The organism is Klebsiella sp. SYXHC3 (assembly GCF_057196925.1).
In genome coordinates, this window is record NZ_JBXUNG010000001.1 from 779,262 (window position 1) to 797,400 (window position 18,139).

Annotated in this window: 14 protein-coding genes; 4 read left to right on the forward strand and 10 right to left on the reverse strand. The window is 54.1% G+C overall.

What is annotated here, in order from left to right:
• Positions 1-2: 2 nt before the first annotated feature.
• Positions 3-761, reverse strand: coding sequence for a phosphatidylglycerophosphatase B (gene pgpB, locus AC2CGP_RS03860; protein WP_015366228.1), 759 nt, complete (start codon positions 759-761; stop codon positions 3-5).
• A gap of 163 nt (positions 762-924) precedes the next feature.
• Here pgpB and ribA point away from each other — a divergent pair, with 163 nt between their 5' ends.
• A complete protein-coding gene (ribA, locus tag AC2CGP_RS03865; protein ID WP_015366227.1) occupies positions 925-1,515 on the forward strand; it encodes a GTP cyclohydrolase II in 591 nt (196 codons plus the stop codon).
• 46 nt (positions 1,516-1,561) lie between these two features.
• On the opposite strand, the gene acnA is transcribed toward ribA, so the two are convergent.
• The 4 genes from acnA to topA all read right to left on the reverse strand — a co-directional run bounded on the left by acnA (position 1,562) and on the right by topA (position 8,900).
• Positions 1,562-4,234, reverse strand: coding sequence for an aconitate hydratase AcnA (gene acnA, locus AC2CGP_RS03870; protein WP_015705737.1), 2,673 nt, complete (start codon positions 4,232-4,234; stop codon positions 1,562-1,564).
• Between the two features lie 379 nt (positions 4,235-4,613).
• Positions 4,614-4,772 (reverse strand): YmiA family putative membrane protein, encoded by a 159-nt coding sequence (locus AC2CGP_RS03875; RefSeq protein WP_072057012.1) that lies wholly within the window; start codon positions 4,770-4,772, stop codon positions 4,614-4,616.
• A 244-nt stretch (positions 4,773-5,016) separates the two neighbouring features.
• Positions 5,017-5,991: an HTH-type transcriptional regulator CysB gene (cysB, locus tag AC2CGP_RS03880; protein WP_015705738.1), complete on the reverse strand. Its 975-nt coding sequence runs from the start codon at positions 5,989-5,991 to the stop codon at positions 5,017-5,019.
• Positions 5,992-6,302: 311 nt separating this feature from the next.
• Entirely contained in the window at positions 6,303-8,900 is a 2,598-nt protein-coding gene (gene topA, locus AC2CGP_RS03885) for a type I DNA topoisomerase (RefSeq protein WP_045360425.1), read from the reverse strand.
• Positions 8,901-9,310: 410 nt separating this feature from the next.
• Here topA and AC2CGP_RS03890 point away from each other — a divergent pair, with 410 nt between their 5' ends.
• The gene (locus tag AC2CGP_RS03890; RefSeq protein ID WP_015366222.1) at positions 9,311-9,562 is read left to right on the forward strand and encodes a YciN family protein; all 252 of its coding nucleotides are present in this window, start codon (positions 9,311-9,313) and stop codon (positions 9,560-9,562) included.
• A gap of 81 nt (positions 9,563-9,643) precedes the next feature.
• Here AC2CGP_RS03890 and sohB read toward each other — a convergent pair whose 3' ends face one another.
• On the reverse strand, positions 9,644-10,690 hold the full coding sequence (gene sohB, locus AC2CGP_RS03895) for a protease SohB (protein WP_015366221.1): 1,047 nt from the start codon (positions 10,688-10,690) through the stop codon (positions 9,644-9,646).
• Between the two features lie 251 nt (positions 10,691-10,941).
• Here sohB and AC2CGP_RS03900 point away from each other — a divergent pair, with 251 nt between their 5' ends.
• Both AC2CGP_RS03900 and cobO read left to right on the forward strand, forming a co-directional pair.
• Positions 10,942-11,703: a YciK family oxidoreductase gene (locus tag AC2CGP_RS03900; protein WP_015366220.1), complete on the forward strand. Its 762-nt coding sequence runs from the start codon at positions 10,942-10,944 to the stop codon at positions 11,701-11,703.
• Positions 11,700-12,290 (forward strand): cob(I)yrinic acid a,c-diamide adenosyltransferase, encoded by a 591-nt coding sequence (gene cobO / locus AC2CGP_RS03905; RefSeq protein ID WP_015366219.1) that lies wholly within the window; start codon positions 11,700-11,702, stop codon positions 12,288-12,290. The genes AC2CGP_RS03900 and cobO overlap by 4 nt, the downstream gene beginning before the upstream one ends.
• Here cobO and AC2CGP_RS03910 read toward each other — a convergent pair.
• The 4 genes from AC2CGP_RS03910 to rluB all read right to left on the reverse strand — a co-directional run bounded on the left by AC2CGP_RS03910 (position 12,262) and on the right by rluB (position 18,068).
• Positions 12,262-13,236 carry a helix-turn-helix transcriptional regulator gene (locus AC2CGP_RS03910; protein WP_213706649.1) on the reverse strand — a complete coding sequence of 325 codons (975 nt, stop codon included), beginning with the start codon at positions 13,234-13,236 and terminating at the stop codon, positions 12,262-12,264. The two genes, cobO and AC2CGP_RS03910, sit on opposite strands and share 29 nt — an antisense overlap.
• Before the next feature lie 25 nt (positions 13,237-13,261).
• Positions 13,262-15,610, reverse strand: a complete 2,349-nt coding sequence (locus tag AC2CGP_RS03915) for a beta-glucosidase family protein (protein WP_182941156.1) — start codon at positions 15,608-15,610, stop codon at positions 13,262-13,264.
• A gap of 18 nt (positions 15,611-15,628) precedes the next feature.
• On the reverse strand, positions 15,629-16,990 hold the full coding sequence (locus tag AC2CGP_RS03920; protein ID WP_032714718.1) for an MFS transporter: 1,362 nt from the start codon (positions 16,988-16,990) through the stop codon (positions 15,629-15,631).
• Between the two features lie 175 nt (positions 16,991-17,165).
• Positions 17,166-18,068 (reverse strand): 23S rRNA pseudouridine(2605) synthase RluB, encoded by a 903-nt coding sequence (rluB, locus tag AC2CGP_RS03925; protein WP_015366215.1) that lies wholly within the window; start codon positions 18,066-18,068, stop codon positions 17,166-17,168.
• Positions 18,069-18,139 lie beyond the last annotated feature (71 nt).

An 18,139-nucleotide genomic window follows, 5' to 3' on the forward strand; every position in this document is an offset into this window, starting at 1 on the left:
CGTCAGGTTGCGCGTTTTTTGATATCGCTCGCCTCTTCAACAGGCGGGGTTAACGGGCCGCAAAAACGCTGCGTGAGCCAGGTCGCTGCGGTAACCAGCAGCCATGAAAGGCTGGTCGCCACGATAAGATCCTGCGGCCAGTGCATACCCAACGCCAGACGACTGCCCATGACCGCAGTAGCCCAACCCAACAGCAAACCGATAGTTACCCAGCGCCGGCGCGGCCACAACAGCCCTACCCCCAGTAGCGCCCAACTGGCGGCAAACATGGTATGACCGGACGGAAAGGCAAAACCGGTCTCTTTTTGCCAGTGTTTACGCAAGAACCCCGGTATTGTCTGTTGTTCAGCCAATTGCTCATGCACCAGTTTAGCGCGTTCTTTACGTTTTAACTCATAGAATTGCGCCACCGGAACCTGTTGGGTTCGTTCTAACCAAATCACAAACGGCCGTGGTTCCTGCACCCGTTCTTTGATCCAGGATTTAAGCCCCTGTCCTGCCAGGATAGCGGCGCCGAGAATGAGAAACAGCACCAGCGCTTCGCGCAGACGAAATCGTAAACACCACAAAAACCAGCCAAATAGCGCTACGTGAGTAATTATTCCCCACGGCTGGGTGACGGTTTCAGTCACCCAGTACCACATTTTCAACATGGCCGGTGCTTGACCCGGCTGCCACTGCCAGCCGGAGAGCCAGACTATAACGGGCATAACAAGCAATAGCGCCGCCCCGATGGCGGTCCTTTTGGCAATTAACAGCATCGTATCTCCTTCTCTTTCCTTCTGAATATCATAACGGAAAGTAGATCGTTTGTGCGCTTTCCGCGCAGGCGGTCGTCGGTAATTAGGAGAACGTCGCGGCGTTGTGGCAAAATAGTAGTAAACAGAAAGCACATTCAGGTGCTGTCAGAATCTGGAGAATCACATGCAGCTTAAACGTGTGGCAGAAGCCAAACTGCCAACCCCCTGGGGCGATTTCCTGATGGTGGGCTTTGAAGAACTGGCAACCGGGCAAGATCATGTCGCGCTGGTGTATGGTGATATTTCGGGGCAAGCCCCGGTACTGGCTCGCGTACACTCAGAATGTCTGACGGGCGATGCCCTTTTTAGTCTGCGTTGTGATTGCGGTTTTCAGCTGGAAGCGGCGCTGTCGCACATCGCTGAAGAGGGACGCGGGATCCTGCTCTATCACCGTCAGGAAGGCCGAAATATCGGTTTGTTAAATAAAATTCGCGCTTACGCGCTACAGGATCAAGGCTACGATACCGTCGAAGCCAACCACCAGCTCGGCTTTGCCGCCGATGAGCGCGACTTTACGCTATGCGCCGACATGTTCAAACTGCTTGGCGTAGAGCAGGTTCGCCTGTTGACCAACAACCCGAAGAAAGTCGAAATTCTGACCGAGGCGGGGATCAATATCGTCGAGCGCGTGCCGCTCATCGTCGGGCGTAACCCGAAAAACGAACACTATCTCGATACCAAAGCTGCCAAGATGGGGCATCTGCTGAATAAATAAATCAGCTCCAGAATGAATCAGGGCCAGCATTCGCTGGCCCTTTCTTTTACAGCATATTACGAATCACATAATGCAGAATGCCGTCGTTCTGATAGTAAGTCAGTTCTGTCGCAGTATCGATACGACAGCGACACTGAATGACCTCCTGCTGTCCATCGGCGCGGGTAATCGTGACTGGAACCGTTGCCGCAGGATGCAGCGCCTGCAGGTTACTGATATCGATCCGCTCTTCGCCGGTCAGCTGTAGCGTTTTACGCGTCACGCCCTGCGGGAACTCCAGCGGTAATATTCCCATGCCAATGAGGTTGGAGCGGTGAATACGCTCGAAGGACTCGGCAATGACCACCCGCACGCCCAACAGACGCGGCCCTTTTGCCGCCCAGTCGCGGCTGGAGCCTGAGCCATACTCTTTACCGGCGATCACCGCCAGAGGGGTACCTTCAGCTTTGTACAGCATAGCCGCATCGTAGATGGCGATAGGCTGCGTGTCCGGCAAATGACGCGTCATCCCCCCTTCCACGCCCGGCACCATTTCGTTGCGGATACGGATATTCGCAAAGGTGCCGCGCATCATGACTTCATGGTTACCGCGTCGCGACCCATAAGAGTTGAAATCACCGCGCGCCACGCCGTGCTCCTGCAAATAGCGTCCTGCCGGGCTATCTGCCTTGATGCTTCCTGCCGGAGAGATATGGTCGGTGGTCACTGAATCGCCTAACATCGCCAGGATCCGGGCGCCGTGAATATCTTCTACCGGTTTCGGCTCAACCTCCATCTCATCAAAGAACGGCGACAGGCGAATATAGGTAGAGTCATCCTGCCAGCGATAGGTATCGGAACGCTCAACCTGAATCGCTTTCCACTCCTCGGTGCCTTCGAAGACTTCGGCATACTCTTTACGGAACATGTCGGTGGAAACCTGCTGCACCGCGCGAGCAATCTCCTCGCCGCTCGGCCAGATATCCTTCAGGAACACCGGCTTACCGTCTTTACCGACGCCGAGCGGTTCACGGGTCAGGTCAATGTTCATATTGCCAGCCAGCGCATAAGCCACGACCAGCGGTGGCGACGCCAGCCAGTTGGTTTTCACCAGCGGATGGATACGACCTTCGAAGTTACGGTTGCCGGAGAGCACTGCGCCGACGGTCAGGTCACCTTTTTTGATTGCCTCTTCGATAGGTTCCGGCAGCGGCCCGGAGTTACCGATACAGGTTGTGCAACCGTACCCTACGAGGTTAAAGCCCAACTCATCAAGATAAGGCGTCAACCCGGCATGCGCCAGATAATCAGAAACCACTTTCGAACCCGGCGCCAGCGAGGCTTTCACCCACGGCTGCGGTTTCAGGCCGCGCTCAACGGCGTTCTTCGCCAGCAGGCCGGCGGCCATCAGCACGCTCGGGTTGGAGGTATTGGTACATGAGGTGATTGCCGCAATCGCCACCGCGCCTTCCGGCAGCGAATAGCGTTGCCCATTGAGCGTATAATCAACCGGCTGGCGCGATTTTTGCGTTTGATTCACTTCCAGTTCGTTACTGGCGGCAAACGCTTTCGGCACATCGCCCAACGCGACGCGATCCTGCGGCCGTTTCGGCCCGGCGAGGCTGGCCTCAACCGTGCCCATATCCAGCGCCAGGGTGCTGGTAAAGACCGGCTCATCGCCCGTCTGCCGCCACATACCCTGCGCTTTGGCATAAGCTTCAACCAACGCCACCTGCTCTTCGCTGCGCCCGCTCAGGCGCATATAGCTGAGGGTCACTGCATCGATCGGGAAGAATCCGCAGGTCGCGCCATATTCCGGCGACATATTCGCAATGGTCGCCCGGTCGGCCAGCGGTAACGAGTCGAGACCATCGCCATAGAATTCGACGAACTTGCCTACCACACCGTGTTTGCGCAGCATCTGGGTCACTGTCAGCACTAGGTCGGTCGCGGTGATCCCTTCACGCAGTTTACCGGTCAGCTTGAAACCAACGACATCGGGAATGAGCATGGATACCGGCTGGCCAAGCATCGCGGCCTCCGCTTCAATCCCACCGACGCCCCACCCTAATACGCCAAGGCCGTTGATCATGGTGGTGTGCGAATCGGTACCCACCAGCGTATCCGGGTACGCCACCCATTCGCCATTCTGCAGTTCGCTCCAGACGGCACGGCCGAGATATTCAAGGTTCACCTGGTGGCAGATCCCGGTACCCGGCGGCACAACGCTAAAGCGGCTAAAGGCCTGCTGTCCCCAGCGCAGGAAAGCATAACGCTCGTGGTTCCGCTCCATTTCAAGACGCACGTTGTCTTCAAAAGCGTTTTCATTACCAAAACGGTCCACCGTCACCGAGTGGTCAATCACCAGGTCAACCGGCGAGAGCGGATTCACTTTCGCCGTATCGCCGCCCAGACGTTTTACCGCTTCGCGCATGGCAGCTAAATCGACCACCGCCGGTACGCCGGTGAAATCCTGCATCAGCACGCGTGCCGGGCGATAAGCGATTTCGCGGTCAGCATGCGCTGTCGCCAGCCAGCCGGCCAGCGCCTGAATGTCCTGTTCGGTGACCGAATCGCCGTCCTGCCAGCGCAGGAGGTTTTCAAGCAGAACTTTGAGAGATTTGGGCAGTCGAGTGAGATCGCCCAGTTGTTTAGCGGCCAGCGCCAGGCTGTAGTAATGGTAGGTTTTGTCTTTGACCTGTAGCGTATCCTTACTGGCTGCTCGTAATGTTGACGACATAGCTCCTCCTTTATCACAGGGATGCATGCCCTGAACTCCTCAGGGTCTTTATTAAAGATAACACAAACCTGACATAACACTTTGATAACAACTCAAATTGCTAAAATTGACAAAACCGTACAATTCAGAAATTTTGACGAGAATAGTATTACAGCGCGGATATATTTGATGAGAGTAAGTAAGTTCCGAAGCTGTTCACTGAGCGGGAATAGAAAAAGAGCTAATCACGACAAGCCGTGATTAGCTCAGGATGGATTAACATTTAAAGCTGATAAGTCGGAAAATAATTTCTTCCACATTGTTTCACAATTCCGGGTGCTAATTTTACCAACCTCCTTTTGTCACAAAAGTGAAATATAACCTTCTCTGATAAACTGCTTTAGCTAATAATCCAGATGAATAATGCAACGATGCACCAGAAAGCGCTAAGCCCCACCAGCAGTGAGCCCCAGACCTGACTGCGCAGCGTTGGATCGATTTCCGCTTTGTCACGTTGGTATGACATCGCGAGCTTTGTATAATCGATATTGTTTATCATTTCATCACCACCAATTGCTAAAATCATCAGGTACAGATAAATCTTAATAAGATATATAAAATAGATCCAGCTAATTCAGGAACAGGTAAAAGGCTTTTAGCCGTTATTTTGATCGCAGCGGGTATAATGAAAAAGTAATGAAGTGAAATACGCAGAAATGTGATTACAACGAGGTTTATAAGTTCTGATAAGGTCCATAATAGAAAATGGCACTCCCCGGAGGAAATGCCATTTAGCAATACGATTATTTTTCCGGCAGTTTAATATCTTTGAACATCGCCTCTATATCCTCATTCGAACGTAGCGCCACGGCTGTGTCTACCACATCCCGCGTCAAATGTGGCGCAAAACGCTGAATAAAATCATACATATAACTTCTGAGGAAGGTACTTCGGCGGAAGCCTATCTTGGTGGTGCTGTGGCTGAAAATACCATTGGCATCAAGTTTTACCAGGTCCGGATCGGACACTGGATCGACCGCCATGCTGGCAATGACTCCAACGCCAAGCCCTAAACGCACATAGGTTTTGATAACATCGGCATCAGTCGCGGTGAAGACGATACGCGGAGTGAGCCCGGCGCGATTAAATGCGGTATCCAGTTCGGAACGTCCGGTGAAGCCGAAGGTATAAGTCACCAGCGGGTACTGCGCCAGCTCTTCAATGGTCACCGAGCCTTTAGAAGCGAGCGGGTGATCCGGGGTCACCACAATTGAGCGGTTCCAGTGGTAACACGGCAGCATCACCAAATCGTCGTACAGATGCAGCGCTTCGGTAGCAATGGCAAAGTCGGCATTGCCCTTCGAAACCGCTTCTGCAATCTGCGTCGGCGACCCCTGATGCATATGCAAAGAGACCCGCGGATAACGCTCAATAAAGCCCTTAATCACCCCAGGCAGCGCGTAACGCGCCTGAGTATGGGTGGTGGCGACGTACAATGAGCCTTTATCCGGCCAGGTGTGCTCCCCTGCCACGGATTTAATGGCCTCAACTTTGGACAGCACTTCGCGCGCGATGCGGATAATTTCCTGCCCGGCTGGAGTGACCTGAGTTAAATGCTTGCCGCTGCGGGCAAATATCTGAATCCCTAACTCATCTTCCAGCATCCGCACCTGCTTGCTGATGCCTGGCTGCGAAGTATACAAGCCTTCGGCGGTAGAGGAGACATTCAGGTTATGGTTAACAACCTCAACGATGTAGCGGAGTTGCTGTAGTTTCATGGCTGATATCCGTAAACGCGTAAAATGAATCCGCTTAATACACATTATGTTCAGACTGCTGCCTGCTGGCGGCAAAATGCCAGACATTCCCTGCGGCGCGCCGAACCAGCGCCACAACGCGTCCTGAAACCGATGATGTATAAGACGATTTGATAATAAAAAAGTGATTCGCTATAACCACTATATCATTTATATCTACAGTGTATAGATGGTAACAAAAAATAATAAGTCGGTTATAAAGCGGGAGCGACGAGGCGGTGCGCGTGGATAATCGGAGAGAAAATGGGCCGCATTGCGGCCCATTCAGAAGGTTACTTTTTCGCTTCAGTCCATTTGCCGTCGATAAAGAAAGCGGACCAGCCGGTCGCTTTGCCCTCTTTCTCGGAGGAGACGTACTGTTGCTTGGTCTTACGACTAAAGCGTACCAGCGTTTTATTGCCTTCCGGATCCTGCTGCGGCGCATCGGCCAGATAACGCAGCTTTTCAGGCAGGCGATCGCGGAAGCGGTACAACTCTTCCACTAATGGCGCACGCGTTTCACGTGATTTCGGGAAGGTGTTTGCCGCCAGGAAAACGCCCGCCGCGCCATCGCGCAGGACGAAGTAAGCGTCGGACTTCTCGCATGGCAGTTCCGGTAAAGGCACCGGATCTTCCTTCGGCGGAGCCACTTCGCCATTACGCAGGATCTTACGCGTATTTTTACACTCGTCGTTGGTACAAGCCATGTACTTACCAAAACGCCCCATTTTCAGGTGCATTTCGGAGCCGCATTTCTCACACTCCACGATAGGGCCGTCATAGCCTTTGATACGGAACTCGCCCTCTTCAATCTCATAGCCATCGCAGGTCGGGTTGTTGCCGCAGACATGCAGTTTGCGCTTCGGATCGATAAGGTAACTGTCCATCGCGGTGCCGCATTTCTGACAGCGACGTTTAGCGCGCAGCGCGTTGGTTTCGGCATCATCGCCTTCCAGCACGTTGAGGACTTCGTTTTCCGGTACCAGGTTAATAGTGGTTTTGCAACGCTCTTTCGGCGACAGCGCGTAGCCAGAGCAGCCGAGGAATACCCCGGTACTGGCAGTACGAATGCCCATTTTACGCCCGCAGGTCGGGCAGTCGATGCTGGTCAGCACCATTGGGTTCGGCTGCATGCCGCCTTCTTCAGGATCCTTCTCAGCCGTCTGTAGCTGGGAAGTGAAATCGCCAAAGAAGTTATCCAGTACCTGTTTCCACTCGGCCTGATGATTAGCCACCTGATCGAGGCGGTCTTCCATCTGAGCGGTAAAATCGTAGTTCATCAGATCGCGGAAGTTCTCTTCCAGACGGTCGGTGACGATTTCACCCATCTTTTCAGCGTAAAAACGACGGTTCTCGGCACGTACATAGCCGCGGTCCTGGATGGTCGAAATGATCGACGCATAAGTGGACGGACGACCAATGCCGCGTTTTTCCAGCTCTTTCACCAGCGAGGCTTCGCTGAAACGCGCAGGCGGTTTGGTGAAGTGCTGCGCTGGGGTCAGTTCCACCAGGCTCAGGCTGTCGCCCTGATTGACCACCGGTAACGTACGGTCTTCATCGCCTTTACGCAGCGCGGGCATCACTTTCGTCCAGCCGTCAAAGCGCAGCGTACGTCCGCGGGCTTTCAGTTTGAACTCGCCAGCCTGTACCGTCAGGGTGGTTGAGTCGTATTTTGCCGGGGTCATCTGACAGGCGACGAACTGACGCCAAATCAGTTGATATAATTTCTGCGCATCGGCTTCCATGTCTTTCAGCGATTCCGCCATCACGTTCACGTCAGAAGGACGTATCGCTTCGTGCGCTTCCTGCGAATTTTCTTTGCTGGCGTACTGATTCGCGTTTTCAGGCAGGTATTTTTTGCCGAAGTTATCGCTGATATAGCCGCGAACCATGTTCAGCGCATCCTGACTCAGGTTGGTTGAGTCGGTACGCATGTAGGTAATATGGCCGGCTTCATACAAACGCTGGGCCATCATCATGGTTTTCTTCACGCCGAAGCCAAGACGGGTACTGGCGGCCTGTTGCAGCGTGGAGGTGATAAACGGCGCCCCCGGCTTGCTGCTGGTCGGCTTATCTTCGCGCTCCAGCACGCTATAGCGCGCTTTTTCCAGCAGCGCGACGGCAGCCATGGTTTCGTCGCGGTTAACCGGACGGAACGGCTTGTCATTCTTGTGAGTCACCTGCAGCGGTAACGCGTCGCCGCCCGGCGTGGTAGTACTGGCGTCGATCTCCCAGAACTCTTCCGGAACGAAGGCTTTAATTTCGCGCTCGCGTTCAACGACCAGGCGGACTGCGACAGACTGCACGCGTCCTGCGGACAGACCACGGGCAATTTTTTTCCACAGCAGTGGAGAAACCATATAGCCCACGACGCGGTCCATAAAGCGGCGCGCCTGCTGGGCATTAACACGATCGATATTCAGCTCGCCCGGCTTCTCAAAAGCCTGACGAATCGCGTTTTTGGTGATTTCATTAAACACCACGCGGCTGTACCGTTGCTCATCACCACCGATAACTTCCCGCAGGTGCCAGGCAATGGCTTCCCCTTCGCGGTCAAGGTCGGTTGCGAGATAGATGTGGTCGGCTTTTTCCGCCAACTGTTTGAGTTCTGAAACTACCTTTTCTTTACCCGGAAGTACTTCATAATGCGCATTCCAGTCGTGCCATGGGTCCACGCCCATGCGGTTGACCAGAGCGCCACGTTCATCCTTTTTAGGCTTTTTAGCCCCTTTGGTGGAGGTAGAGTCGGCGCTCTTTTTGGAAGCTGAGCCACTGGTCGGCAAATCGCGGATATGACCGACGCTGGATTTCACCACGTAGTCATTACCCAGATACTTATTGATCGTTTTGGCTTTTGCCGGGGACTCAACGATAACGAGAGCTTTACCCATATTCACCTTTACCTAATTTAATTCATCCAGGAATACATCGCACATTGATTCACCATCCACTAGCGACGTGCCTGATATGTTGCGGCCACGTCGATGGATATCAACCCTCTGCACGCCCAGTTTCACATCCATAAAACCAGATAGCTGAGTTTGCTGGCTTTTGCGAGCCAGGTTGCATAGCACGAAGAATTTTTGGCCGAATGTCAAGCAAATCTGTTGCCAGATCGCTGAAAGCGTCACACTGTACCTGATAAAATTCGTTACGCAACTTTATTAGCATGCAAAAGCTAACTCCGCCAGTAAAGTGATGTTTCTTAGCCAGTTGCAATTACCCCTGCACAATCAATGGAAAATTTGCCCGTTGCCCTCTCGCGGCGTAGACTACCGGCGAAGAACTACAGGAGTCCGTTATGCAAGGTACAACCCAACCCATCGAACGCCAGGCGTTACTTGAAATTGCCAACCAACTCATTCGCGATCATGAAGATACGTTAGCCGGAATTGAAGCCACCAACGTCGTTCAGCGTAACGGGGTTTTGGTGTTCAGCGGCGAGTTTTATCTTGATGAACAAGGTTTGCCGACAGCGAAGAGCACTGCCGTATTTAACATGTTCAAGTATCTCGCTCATGAGTTGTCAGATAAGTATCACCTGGTTGATTAATCGCCAGTCATTGATGGGCCGGCTCTCGGCTTAAGCCAGCCAGAAACAACAACGCGAGGTATCAGCCTCGCGTTGTTTTTATTACATTAACGGTTTTTGTCCACGCTGCCACCAGCGCAACAATAGACGGTCAGCGCTTTCCGCCGCGCTCCCGGTAACGCGATCGAGCAATTTCTTACGCTGCTGATAACGCACGCTAATCACATCGTGATTATCCATCATGCTCAACAGGAGTTCATCGCTGGTTTGTACCGCATCCGCCAGCCCTTTTTCCAGCGCCTGCACGCCGTACCAGTGCTCGCCGGTCGCCACCTTTTCGATATCCAGCGACGGGCGCATCTGATGGACGAAATCTTTAAAAAGCTGATGGGTTTCATTGAGATCGTCGCGGAACTTCTGTCGACCTTCCTCAGTGTTCTCGCCCAACATGGTTAACGTGCGTTTATATTGCCCGGCGGTATGGAGTTCAATATCGATGTCTTTATTTTTCAGGAAGCGATTGATGTTGGGGATCTGCGCCACTACGCCAATCGAGCCAAGGATAGCAAACGGCGCGCAGACGATTTTGTTCGCCACGCAGGCCATCATATAGCCGCCGCTGGCAGCGACCTTATCGACCGCGACCGTTAGCGGGATTTGTTTATCACGTAAGCGCTGCAGCTGCGAAGCCGCCAGGCCATAGCCGTGAACCACCCCGCCAGGGCTTTCCAGACGCACCACCACCTGGTCGCGCGCCTTCGCCGAGGCCAGCACCGCCGTAATTTCTTCACGCAGGCCGCTTACCTCATGAGCATCCATACTGCCTTTGAAATCCAGCACCCAGACACGCGCCTTGCCGCTGGGTTCCGCGGTACCCAATTTTGCCCGCGCTTTGGCCTCTTTGGCTTCCTGCTTATGTTTTTTCTTCTGCGCTTTATGCCAGAGTTTTTGCTGCGGGCCATCCAGTAGCGCCACCGCCAGCTCTTCTTTCATCTCCTTATATTGCTCGCTAAGATTCGTTACCCGCAGCTCGCCGCGCTGCTTCTTACGCTGAGTCAGATTAACGATAATGGCGGCGATAACCGCAATGGCGACGACGATAGTCGCAGCCTTGGCTAAAAATAAGCCGTACTGAGCAAGTAATTCCACGTTTTCACCTTGTGTAAAGCACTGACGTTGACGCACAGTGTACATCAGCCTTTATCATCAAGTCTCTGCGCTTTCCGTGCGCTGCGAGGCGCATTCCCGTTTTTTTTGTCGCAATGAAATCGTTGCAAGATATTAATTCTGCGAAGAGTTTCCCTTTGACTGATTGCAATCATCAATCGTTTGAGGCATAAAGCGCAAAAGTAAGATACCGAATAAGACATGGCCGTACGCAGGCCAGCAGAGGAGTCGCCGTGCACTATCAACCGCAATATCACCTACTTAAAGACCGTATCATTCTGGTCACCGGCGCCAGCGACGGCATTGGCCGTGAAGCCGCCCTCACCTATGCGCGCTACAGCGCAAGCGTGGTCCTGGTTGGCCGCAATGAAGAAAAACTGCGCGGCGTCGCGCAAGAAATTGAACAGGCTGGCGGTATTGCGGCACGCTGGTTCACCCTCGACCTGTTGACCTGCACGCCGCAGGAGTGCCAGCAGCTGGCGCAGAAAATCGCGATTCACTACCCGCGCCTTGACGGCGTGCTGCACAATGCCGGCCTGCTTGGCGACGTCTGTCCGATGGACCAGCAGGATCCTGAGGTATGGCAGCAGGTGATGCAGGTAAACGTTAACGGCACGTTTATGCTCACCCAGGCGCTTCTTCCTTTATTACTCAAGTCCGATTCCGGCTCGCTGGTGTTTACCTCTTCCAGCGTTGGCCGCCAGGGCCGCGCCAACTGGGGCGCCTACGCGGCCTCTAAATTCGCTACCGAAGGGATGATGCAGGTCCTGGCCGAAGAGTACCAAAGCCGTCATCTGCGGGTAAATTGTATTAATCCCGGCGGGACGCGTACCAAAATGCGCGCCAGCGCCTTCCCGACAGAAGATCCGCAAAAGCTGAAAACCCCCGCCGATATCATGCCGGTCTATTTATGGCTGATGGGCGACGATAGCCGGCGCAAAACCGGTATGACCTTCGATGCCCAGCCGGGGCGTAAACCAGGGATCTCCCAATGAGCGATCAACGCTACCGCGAGCGCCAGCAGCGGGTAAAAGACAAAGTCGATGCGCGGGTCGCCGCCGCCCAGCAAGAACGCGGCTTGATCATGGTATTTACCGGTAACGGCAAAGGCAAAACCACCGCCGCCTTCGGTACCGTCACCCGCGCGGTTGGACACGGTAAAAAAGCCGGCGTGGTGCAATTCATCAAAGGTACCTGGCCTAACGGTGAGCGTAATTTGCTGGAGCCGCACGGCGTCGAGTTCCAGGTGATGGCCACCGGCTTTACCTGGGATACGCAAAATCGCGACAGCGATACCGCCGCCTGTCTCGATGTCTGGCAGCACGGGCGCCGAATGCTCGCCGACGATAGCCTGGATCTGGTACTGCTGGATGAACTGACCTACATGGTGGCTTACGACTATCTGCCGCTGGAAGAAGTGCTGACGGCGCTGCGCAACCGCCCAGCGCATCAAACGGTGATGATTACTGGCCGCGGCTGCCACCGCGAGATTATCGAGATAGCTGACACCGTCAGCGAACTACGCCCGGTAAAGCACGCCTTTGACGCCGGGGTCAAAGCGCAGATGGGGATTGATTACTAACCGCCAGCCTCGCCAGCAGTTGGCCGTTTAATGGCAGGCATACGCAGTCCTCGCCGAGCGCCAGCTGCTGGTCGAGGACGTTTTGCCGCGAAACAAAGCGTTTGCGGTACTCGGTCGGCGTCAGTCCGCAGTATTTGTTAAAGGCGGCGATCAGGTATTTGTGCTCCTGAAAACCGCAGCTATGGCTGATTTCGGTGATCGGCGTACGCGTATCACGCAGTAGATTGCGAGCCTTATTCAGCCGCACCAGGGTCAGATACTCTTTAAAGTTGTAACGACTCACCCGCTTAAACAGCCGGGAAAACCACGAATAGCTCATGCCGCTGTGCTCTGCCACTTCGCTCAAGGTCAATGGCCGGTCGTAATGCAGATTAATATAATCAATGCCTTTTTTAATCATCGACTCTTCGCGTAGCGAGCTCTCCTCACGCTCCTGAGGCTCTCCTGCCGTCACCAATGCATCAAGCAGCAAATATATCGCCGCGATACGCTGGAATGGCGTACGGTTATCGACAAGCTGTTGCAGCAGCGCCGTTAACCGCTGGCGCACCTGCCAATCCACGCTCTGCGCAATACGCCCGGCGGTACACCACTCCAGCCGCGGAGAAGGATGCATTTCATCAAACAGACCTGGCGAAAACTGCACGGTGACCAGTTGGCTACCGGGCATCTCCGCGCTGAGTGAATGCACTTCCTCCGCGTTGATATACAACATATCGCCCGCGCACAATTGCCACTCCCGCTGGCCGACGGCCAGCGTGAAACCGCCATGCAGGACGGTGATAAGCTCCGGCGCCGGGTGCCAGTGAGGTTCGCAGTAGCGCACCTCGGCGGCGAAGACGTTGAGTTTCTCAGCGTCGAAGGCGATCAGCTCGTAGCCGCTATTGGTCGCCGGCTGCCCGCTTTGTGTCACCTGACGGGGATGCGTCACTGAAAACGGGAACACGGAGTACCTCCTGAACTTTTGTTGATTAATGACCCGCCAGCACGGCATTGAGTTCGTCGCGATCGATATCCAGCGCCAGGAACTCAGTCAATGCAATCAGCAAACCACAGAACAGATCCGGCGCCAGACGGATAAGCTTTTCACGTACCAGGTCTGGCGCTACCCCGCTCTTCGCCGATATCAGCGCTACCACGCGGGCAAAGGCTTCCGGCTGTTGAATAAGCTGCTGCAGAGAATTGTCGTCGCGCAGCGGTACGTAGCGCGCAGGGCAATCAATCTCAACACTTGCCGTTAAGGGAAGATCGCGAGACGAGGCGCCCACATAGATTTGCCACTGCCCTGGGGTCACCAGCCAATCCGCCAGCCCCGGATGATAGCAGGCTAAATCAGCGACGGGCAGCGCAAGCTCAACGCGACGCGTTTCCCCTGCCAGCAACGACACTTTGCTAAAGGCTTTCAGCGCGCGAACCTCGCGGATCAGCTCCCCTTTCGGGGCCGTAACATACAGCTGTACAATCTCCTTGCCCTCGCAATCGCCGATATTCGTTAAATCAAAGGCGACATGCAGGGTTTCGCCTTCGGCAAGCCGCGATGCGGAAAGCGCAAGATTGGCATAGCTGAATTGGGTATAGCTCAGGCCAAAGCCAAACGGGAAACGCGGCGAAAGAAGGCGTTTATCGTAATAGCGATAGCCGACAAATAGGCCCTCGCCATAGTGATGGCGCAGGTTTTCCCCCGGATACTGTAGCCAGGCAGGCGTCTCTTCGAGAGTATTTGGCACCGTGACGGTTAGCTTACCGCAGGGGTTGCGCTTACCGAAGAGAATTTCAGCCACAGCGCGCCCCATCCCCTGTCCGGCGAAGAAGGTTTCCAGCAGCGCCCGGCATTCGCCAAGCCATGGCATCACCACCGCATCGCTGTTGGCCAACACCACAACCACGTTTGGCTGTACCCCGGCGACCTCACGGATCAGCTGTTCGTGCGCGGGAAGAATATTCAGATCCTGGCGATCGCCATTCTCGCCATCTTCACCGACCGCCGTGCTGACAAAAATCACTGCCACATCGGCGGCTCCGGCGACGTCACGCGCCTGCGCCAGCGCCTGCTCGTCGCTTTGATTGTCGTCTGGCGCGCCCGGCGCCCAAGTGACCTTAAAGTCATCCCCGGCAAGATCGAAAATCTCATCCAGCGGACGGTCGAGTAAATAGGGAACCGTGGTGGCACAACCCGAGCCCTGAATAACCGGCTCCTGAGCGGGTTTACCGATCACCGCGATGCGCGGCGTTTTGTGTGGCTTCAGCGGCAGCAGATTGTCATCATTTTTCAGCAATACGATGGATTCTGCCGCTAAACGCTGCGATAACGCATGGTGTGCGGCAAAGTCAGCACGCGTGTGCGGCCGGCGATGTCGTTGCACTTTATCAACCAGTTCCAGCATCCGCAGACACGCCCGGTCGACCACCGGCATCGGTACCTCGCCGCAGGAGATTGCCGCCAGCAGGGTTTGTTTGTCCCGGCGGGTTTCCGGCATTGCCAGGTCGTTGCCGGCAAGCAGCGATGCCGGGCGATCTTTAATACCGTACCAGTCGGACATCACCAGACCGTCATACCCCCATTCATCACGCAATACCTGGGTCAGTAAGAACGGATCCTGCGATGTTTGAACGCCATTAAGACGGTTATAAGAAGACATCACCGTCCAGGGCTGGGATTTGGCGATCGCTCGTTGAAATCCGGCGAGATAGATTTCACGCAGCGCCCGCTCCTCAATAATCGAATCCATTTCGGTACGCCGATACTCGGAGTTATTGGCGGCAAAATGTTTAAGGCTGGCGCCAATGCCTTCGGCCTGTAAGCCGTTAATCAGCGCCGCGGCGATATCCCCACTAACGACCGGGTCCTCTGAATAGTATTCATAGCCGCGTCCAGCCAGCGGGGTGCGCCGAATGTTAATTCCCGGCCCCAATAGAATACCCACCCCCATCTGTTGGCATTCGCGCCCCAGCGCTTCGCCCATCTCCCGTACCAGTTCAACATCCCAGCTACAGGCCAGACTGGAGCCATTCGGAAAACAGGTGGCCGGCAGCGAGGCGCTGAACAACGCTTCGCTGCCGCCCTTGGCGACAGGCTCGTCGGCGCTGGCCTGGTCGGCGGTTTGGGTAATCACCGAGATGAAGTCATCCATGCTCCACTTTTCATTGCCATCTATTTGCGCGCTGCTATAGCGCACGCCGTAGGTACCATCGGTCATCACGATATCGGGGATACCGTGCTGCGGCATCGATGCCGTGCGCCACAGGCCGCTGCCGGTCAGCAGCGCCACTTTTTCCTCTACCGACATGGCGGCGATAACGGTACTAAAATCGTTGTTCATCTCTCTGACTCCTTGAGGTTAAAGCGCGTTTTGCTTACGCAGGCTGATTTTCTGCACGATATCGCGATAGGTATTTTCATCTAACGCATAGCAGGCCACGAAGATGGCGCTGATGGCGAACATTGCGCCGGGGAAAAGCGTCATCAGAATATTGATGCCATTAATCGCATCGCTGGTCACATTACCCGCATCATAGTGATAGAGATCCAGCATCCAGCCCGCGCAGCCGCCGCCAATCGCCATCGCAATTTTGGTGATGAAGTTAAAGAAACCGTAGATGGCGCCCTCAGAGCGTACACCGTGATGCCATTCAGCATATTCGACGGTGTCGGCAATCATCGACCACATGGCGACAAAGCCCATGCCAAGCGTAATGCTGTAAAGACACACGCCAATCATTATCAGCCACAGGTTATTACCAGCAATGAAATATTGCATCAGCACTCCCAGCACGCCAATTAACAACGCCAGAAGCGCCATTTTCTTTTTCCCCATTAACGCAATCACTTTCTCAGAGATAATGGTTCCAATAATATAAGCGCCAGACTGAATCATGAAGAAAGTAGCGGTAAACCCTTCGCTACCGATAATGTATTTAATAAAGTAAATAGCGATCGCCATCCATACGGTATAGGCGATATAGAAAAACACGGTAAATAATGAAAGATGAATCAGTGGTGCATTACCTAATACCGCACGGAACATTTCGCGAAGCGTCGGCGCATTCATTTTATCCTCTTCGCCAACGCGTTCTTTGGTCATGCCAAAACAGGCAAGAAACATAAAAGTCGCTAACAGCGCAAAGCAGGAAACGGCAAAGACATAGCCCATTTGTTTGTCGTTAAAGGGCGAAATCAGCCAGTCTGCCGTTGTGGAAACAATCAGATACCCGACAATAGCCAACACAAAGCGATATACCGACAGCGACGAACGCGAGGCCTCATGCTGCGTCAAGCGGTTGGTCAATGCCGAATAAGGTGTGTTAACCGCCGTATAGGCCAGGCAATAGATGGTATAGGAGGCCAGCGCGAAATAAAATTTAACTTCCCCGCCAAATGGCACAAAACACAACACGGTTAAAAAGCCTAACGGTATCGCACCATATAATAGCCAGGGACGCAATTTGCCATATTTACTCTGCGTTTTATCAATTGCAAAGCCAATCAGGATATTAAAAATTGCGTCAATCACCCGGGCAATCACAAAGATCAGACTCGCCTGTACCGCGCTGATGCCATAAACATTAGTATAAAAAAACAGTAAGAATAACGAGACAAAACCGAACGATAAATTAGAGGCGAAATCGCCTAAGCCATAGCCTATCTTTTCTTTTACGCCGATGACCACATAGCTTGCCGATAACTTTGTTGTTGTACTCATTGCGGGCTACCTGTTTTGTAATCAGTGCCGACAGTATATGGCGACGCTAATAACATCACTTTGCGTTATTTGTCTGCGTAATTCCTGTTTCTTGTCTTTATGCGAAAGTGTGAAAAATGTCACAAGCGAGGGAAAAGAGGAGCATCCCGGCGGGAACCCGCCGGAATGTACAGCATTAGCCGTTAGTCTTGTTGCGGGTGCTGGAACGGCGGTTGCCGTTATTCCCCTGGCGAGGATTGCCGCTGGTCTGGCTATGACGCTTGACGGCGCGGCGGATTTGATTCGCTTTCATACGACGGCGATCTTTCTCCACCGCTACTTTGCTTTCGGTTTCCGCTGGCAGCTCCACCAGTTCACGAAGATAGTTGGTCTGCGCCAGATCCAGTTCAGTCCAGCCGCCGCGCGGCAGGCCTTTCGGCAGCAGAATATCGCCGTAGCGTACGCGGATAAGACGGCTGACCTGAACGCCGACGGCTTCCCACAGGCGACGCACTTCGCGGTTGCGCCCTTCGGTCAAGGTAACGTTATACCATTGGTTGATCCCTTCACCGCCGGTGAACTTAATCGTTTTAAACGCTGCAGGGCCATCTTCTAACTGTACGCCACGCGCCAGCTGGCGCAGTTTGTCTTCATCGACCTGGCCGAAAACGCGGACGGCGTATTCACGCTCAACTTCGCGGCTTGGGTGCATCAAACGGTTCGCCAGTTCACCATCGGTGGTAAACAGCAGCAGGCCGCAGGTGTTCACATCGAGGCGACCTACCGCAATCCAGCGCGCGCCGCGCAGTTTCGGCAGACGGTCGAAAACCGTTGGGCGCCCTTCCGGATCGTTACGGGTGCAGAGTTCGCCTTCTGGTTTGTAATAGGCCAATACCCGACAAATTTGCTCGGCAGATTCTTTTACCGAAATAAGATGACCGTCGATACGGATTTTCAAACCAGGTACGATTTCAACACGATCGCCGAGGGTTGCGATCTTACCATCCACGCTGACGCGTCCAGCTTCGATGATAGTTTCAATTTCGCGGCGGGAGCCATGGCCAGCACGAGCCAGCACTTTCTGTAATTTCTCGCTCATAGAGCTTCCTTTAGGTGTCGCCTTCCCAGGCGTCTGATATGCTTTGGCAACAACAGGCCATATAAAACCAC